The organism is Mycobacterium sp., from assembly GCF_049281135.1.
Taxonomy (GTDB): Bacteria; Actinomycetota; Actinomycetes; order Mycobacteriales; family Mycobacteriaceae; genus Mycobacterium.
In genome coordinates this window covers 1-4,315 of the sequence record NZ_JBAPRN010000517.1, presented here as the reverse complement: position 1 = coordinate 4,315, position 4,315 = coordinate 1, and the positions used below count along the sequence as shown (strand labels likewise).

At 65.3% G+C, this 4,315-nt stretch carries 3 protein-coding genes and 1 pseudogene; all 4 read left to right on the top strand.

Annotated features, from left to right (window positions below; genetic code table 11):
• Window positions 1–115, top strand: a pseudogene (locus WAN02_RS20535) (hypothetical protein); the annotation flags it as partial.
• Window positions 112–759: a vitamin K epoxide reductase family protein gene (locus tag WAN02_RS20530; protein WP_422266063.1), complete on the top strand. Its 648-nt coding sequence runs from the start codon at window positions 112–114 to the stop codon at window positions 757–759. The pseudogene WAN02_RS20535 and the gene WAN02_RS20530, both read left to right, overlap by 4 nt.
• A gap of 22 nt (window positions 760–781) precedes the next feature.
• Window positions 782–4,165, top strand: a complete 3,384-nt coding sequence (locus WAN02_RS20525) for a pyruvate carboxylase (protein WP_422266062.1) — start codon at window positions 782–784, stop codon at window positions 4,163–4,165.
• Window positions 4,166–4,213: 48 nt separating this feature from the next.
• On the top strand, window positions 4,214–4,315 hold a 102-nt coding region (locus WAN02_RS20520), incomplete at its 3' end, for an RsmD family RNA methyltransferase (protein ID WP_422266064.1).

The window sequence follows — 4,315 nt, the reverse complement described above, 5'->3', positions numbered from 1 at the left end:
GATCAACGGCCAGGACTACCAGTGGTCGACGCCGGACGCGTTTGTCGCCAAGATCAAAGAGATCGTCGGGGATGTGCCCGGAATCGACTCGGCTGCGACCCCATCGGCGTCGTGACTGCCACGGCATCGGCCAAACCTGATGGGCCGGTAGAGGACTCGACTCTGCCGTCGGCTGCGCAGTCGGCCGTGTCGACGGCCAGCGCGTGGTGGATACTGTTCGCGGGCGTGATCGGGTTGATCGCCTCGGCGACACTGACGGTCGAGAAGATCGAACTTCTGCTCAACCCGGCGTATGTGCCGTCATGCAACCTCAACCCGGTCGTGTCGTGCGGTTCGGTGATGACGACGCCGCAAGCGTCGGCGCTGGGTTTCCCCAACTCGTTGATCGGTATCGGCGCATTCGCCGTCGTGACGGTCACCGGCGTATTGGCGGTAGCGAAAGTGCCACTGCCACGGTGGTATTGGATCGGGATGACGCTCGGGACTGTGGCGGGCGCGGCGTTCGTGCACTGGCTGGTGTACCAGAGCCTCTACCGCATCGGGGCATTGTGCCCGTACTGCATGGTGGTGTGGGTGGCGACCATCTCGTTGTTGGTGGTCGTCGCCTCGATCGCGTTCGGGCCGAGCGGTGAAGACCGCGGTGGGGCCGTTGCGCGCGAGCTCTACCATTGGCGCTGGTCGATCGCGACAATCTGGTTCACCGCCGTCTTTCTGCTGATTGTGGTCCGGTTCTGGGCCTACTGGTCAACGTTGATCTGAACAATCGAAGTTAGGGATACAAGTGATTTCCAAAGTGCTGGTTGCCAATCGCGGCGAGATCGCGATCCGGGCATTCCGGGCCGCCTACGAACTTGGTGTCGGCACCGTCGCTGTCTATCCCTATGAAGACCGAAACTCGTTGCACCGCCTGAAAGCTGACGAGTCCTACCAGATCGGCGACATCGGACATCCGGTACGCGCATATCTGTCGGTCGGTGAGATCGTCGCCACCGCCCGCCGCGCGGGTGCTGACGCGGTGTACCCCGGGTACGGGTTCCTCTCGGAGAACCCCGAATTGGCCGCCGAGTGCGCGAAGAAGGGCATCACGTTCGTCGGGCCCAGGGCCGAGGTGCTTCAGCTGACCGGTAACAAGTCCCGTGCGGTCGCAGCGGCGCGCGAAGCCGGCCTGCCTGTCCTCGCGTCTTCGGCGCCGTCGGCGTCGGTCGACGAGCTGGTGGCCGCCGCGGCCGGCATGGAATTCCCGTTGTTCGTCAAGGCGGTCGCCGGCGGCGGTGGCCGCGGGATGCGGCGAGTCAGCGAGGCTGACGCACTGCCCGAAGCCATCGAGGCGGCCAGCCGGGAAGCCGAATCGGCGTTTGGAGACCCGACGGTCTACCTCGAACAGGCGGTGATCAATCCGCGCCATATCGAGGTTCAGATCCTGGCCGACAACTACGGCAACGTGATCCACCTCTACGAGCGGGACTGCAGTGTGCAGCGGCGCCACCAGAAGGTCGTCGAGTTGGCGCCTGCTCCCAATCTGCCTGAGGAACTACGCGCGAAAATCTGCTCCGATGCAGTCGATTTCGCCCGTCACATCGGCTACAGCTGCGCGGGCACGGTGGAATTCCTGCTCGACGAGCGCGGGCATCACGTCTTCATCGAGATGAATCCGCGAATCCAGGTCGAGCACACGGTCACCGAGGAGATCACTGATGTCGACCTGGTGTCCAGCCAGCTGCGCATCGCATCCGGTGAATCTCTGGAACATCTGGGCCTGCGCCAAGAGAACATCCGTCCGCACGGCGCGGCGCTGCAGTGCCGAATCACCACTGAAGATCCGGCTAACGGATTCCGGCCCGACACCGGACGCATCAGCGCCTACCGAAGCCCGGGCGGGGCGGGGATACGGCTGGACGGCGGCACGAATCTGGGCGCCGAGATCAGTGCCCACTTCGATTCCATGCTGGTCAAGCTGACTTGCCGGGGGCGTGATTTCCCGACCGCGGTCAGCCGGGCCCGGCGTGCGATCGCTGAGTTCCGGATCCGCGGCGTCTCGACGAATATCCCGTTCTTGCAGGCGGTCCTGGACGACCCGGATTTCCAGGCGGGTCACGTCACCACCTCATTTATCGAGGAGCGCCCGCAGTTGCTGACGGCACGATCGTCGGCTGACCGTGGCACCAAGATCCTCAACTATCTGGCCGACGTCACGGTCAACAAGCCCCACGGCTCGCGACGGTCGGCGGTGTATCCGCAGGACAAGCTGCCCGATGTCGATCTGACCACAGCGCCACCACCCGGTTCCAAGCAGCTGTTGATTGAGTTGGGGCCGGAGGGTTTTGCGCGTTGGTTGCGCGATTCCTCGGGGGTGCGCGTCACCGACACGACTTTCCGTGATGCCCATCAGTCGCTGTTGGCCACGCGGGTGCGTACCAGCGGTCTGAACATGGTTGCCCCGTATATGGCCCGGACCATGCCGCAGCTGTTATCCGTAGAATGCTGGGGCGGCGCGACCTACGATGTGGCGCTGCGGTTTCTGAAAGAGGACCCCTGGGAAAGGCTCGCCGAGCTGCGCCAAGCGATGCCGAACCTCTGCCTGCAGATGCTGCTGCGAGGCCGCAACACCGTTGGCTACACACCGTATCCGGAGCTCGTCACGTCGGCGTTCATCGACGAGGCCACCGCCACCGGGATCGACATCTTCCGGATTTTCGACGCGTTGAACAACCTCGATTCGATGCGCCCGGCGATCGACGCGGTGCGCGAAACGGGTTCCGCCCTGGCTGAAGTCGCGATGTGCTACACCGGCGACCTGTCGGATCCGGCCGAGAACCTCTACACGTTGGATTACTACCTGGACTTAGCCGAGCGGATCGTGGATGCCGGTGCGCATGTGCTGGCCATCAAGGACATGGCCGGGCTGCTGCGGCCTCAGGCCGCAACGCAATTGGTCGGAGCACTGCGGAGTCGCTTCGATCTGCCGGTGCATGTGCACACCCACGACACGCCAGGCGGCCAGCTGGCCAGCTACATCGCCGCCTGGCACGCGGGTGCGGATGCGGTCGACGGCGCGGCGGCGCCGATGGCGGGCACCACCAGCCAGCCCGCGCTGAGCTCGATTGTCGCGGCCGCCGCGCATACCGACTACGACACCGGGTTGTCGCTGTCGGCGGTGTGCGCCCTGGAACCGTATTGGGAGGCGCTGCGCAAGGTGTACGCGCCGTTCGAATCCGGGTTGCCGGGACCAACCGGGCGGGTGTATCACCACGAGATCCCCGGTGGTCAACTGTCGAACCTGCGTCAGCAGGCGATCGCGCTGGGTCTGGGGGACCGGTTCGAGGAGGTCGAAGAGGCCTACGCCGGTGCCGACCGGGTGCTGGGCAGGCTGATCAAGGTCACGCCGTCGTCGAAGGTGGTCGGCGATCTGGCGCTGGCGTTGGTCGGAGCCGGTCTGAGTGCCGATGAATTTGCCTCAGATCCAGGGCATTTCGATATCCCCGAGTCGGTGCTGGGGTTCCTGCGCGGGGATCTTGGTGACCCGGCGGGCGGGTGGCCCGAGCCGCTGCGGAGCAAAGCGTTGGCCGGTCGAGGCGAGCCGAAGCCCGTTGAGGAATTGACTCCGGAGGACGAGAACACGCTGGGGCTGCTGGGGCAGAAGCGCCAAGCCACCCTCAACCGCCTGCTATTCCCCGGGCCGACAAAGGAATTCGAGTCCCATCGGGAGACCTACGGTGACACATCGCGGCTGTCGGCCAACCAGTTCTTCTACGGTCTTCGGCAAGGCGAGGAACACCGGGTGCAACTGGAGCCCGGTGTGGAGCTGTTGATCGGCCTCGAGGCGATTTCGGAGCCTGACGAACGCGCGATGCGAACGGTGATGTGCATCATCAACGGTCAACTCCGGCCGGTGGAAGTGCGTGATCGCAGCATTGCCAGTGCGGTTCCGGCGGCTGAGAAGGCGGACCGGGGCAATCCGAACCACGTCGCCGCGCCCTTCGCCGGGGTGGTCAGTGTCGGCGTATCGGTCGGCGACAAGGTCAAGGCGGGCCAGACTATCGCGACCATCGAGGCGATGAAGATGGAAGCCCCGATCACCGCGCCCACCGATGCCACCATCGAGCGGGTGGCGGTGTCGGCCACAGCCCAGGTCGAGGGTGGGGACCTGCTGGTGGTGCTCGCCTGACCGCGCCGGCGACGATGCATGGCGGAGCAATGCGGAGGAGCGGCGCTTATGACGCGGATCATCGGCGGAGTCGCCGGAGGGCGGCGCATCGCCGTCCCGCCGCGGGGAACTCGGCCGACGACCGATCGGGTCCGCGAGTCACTGTTCAGC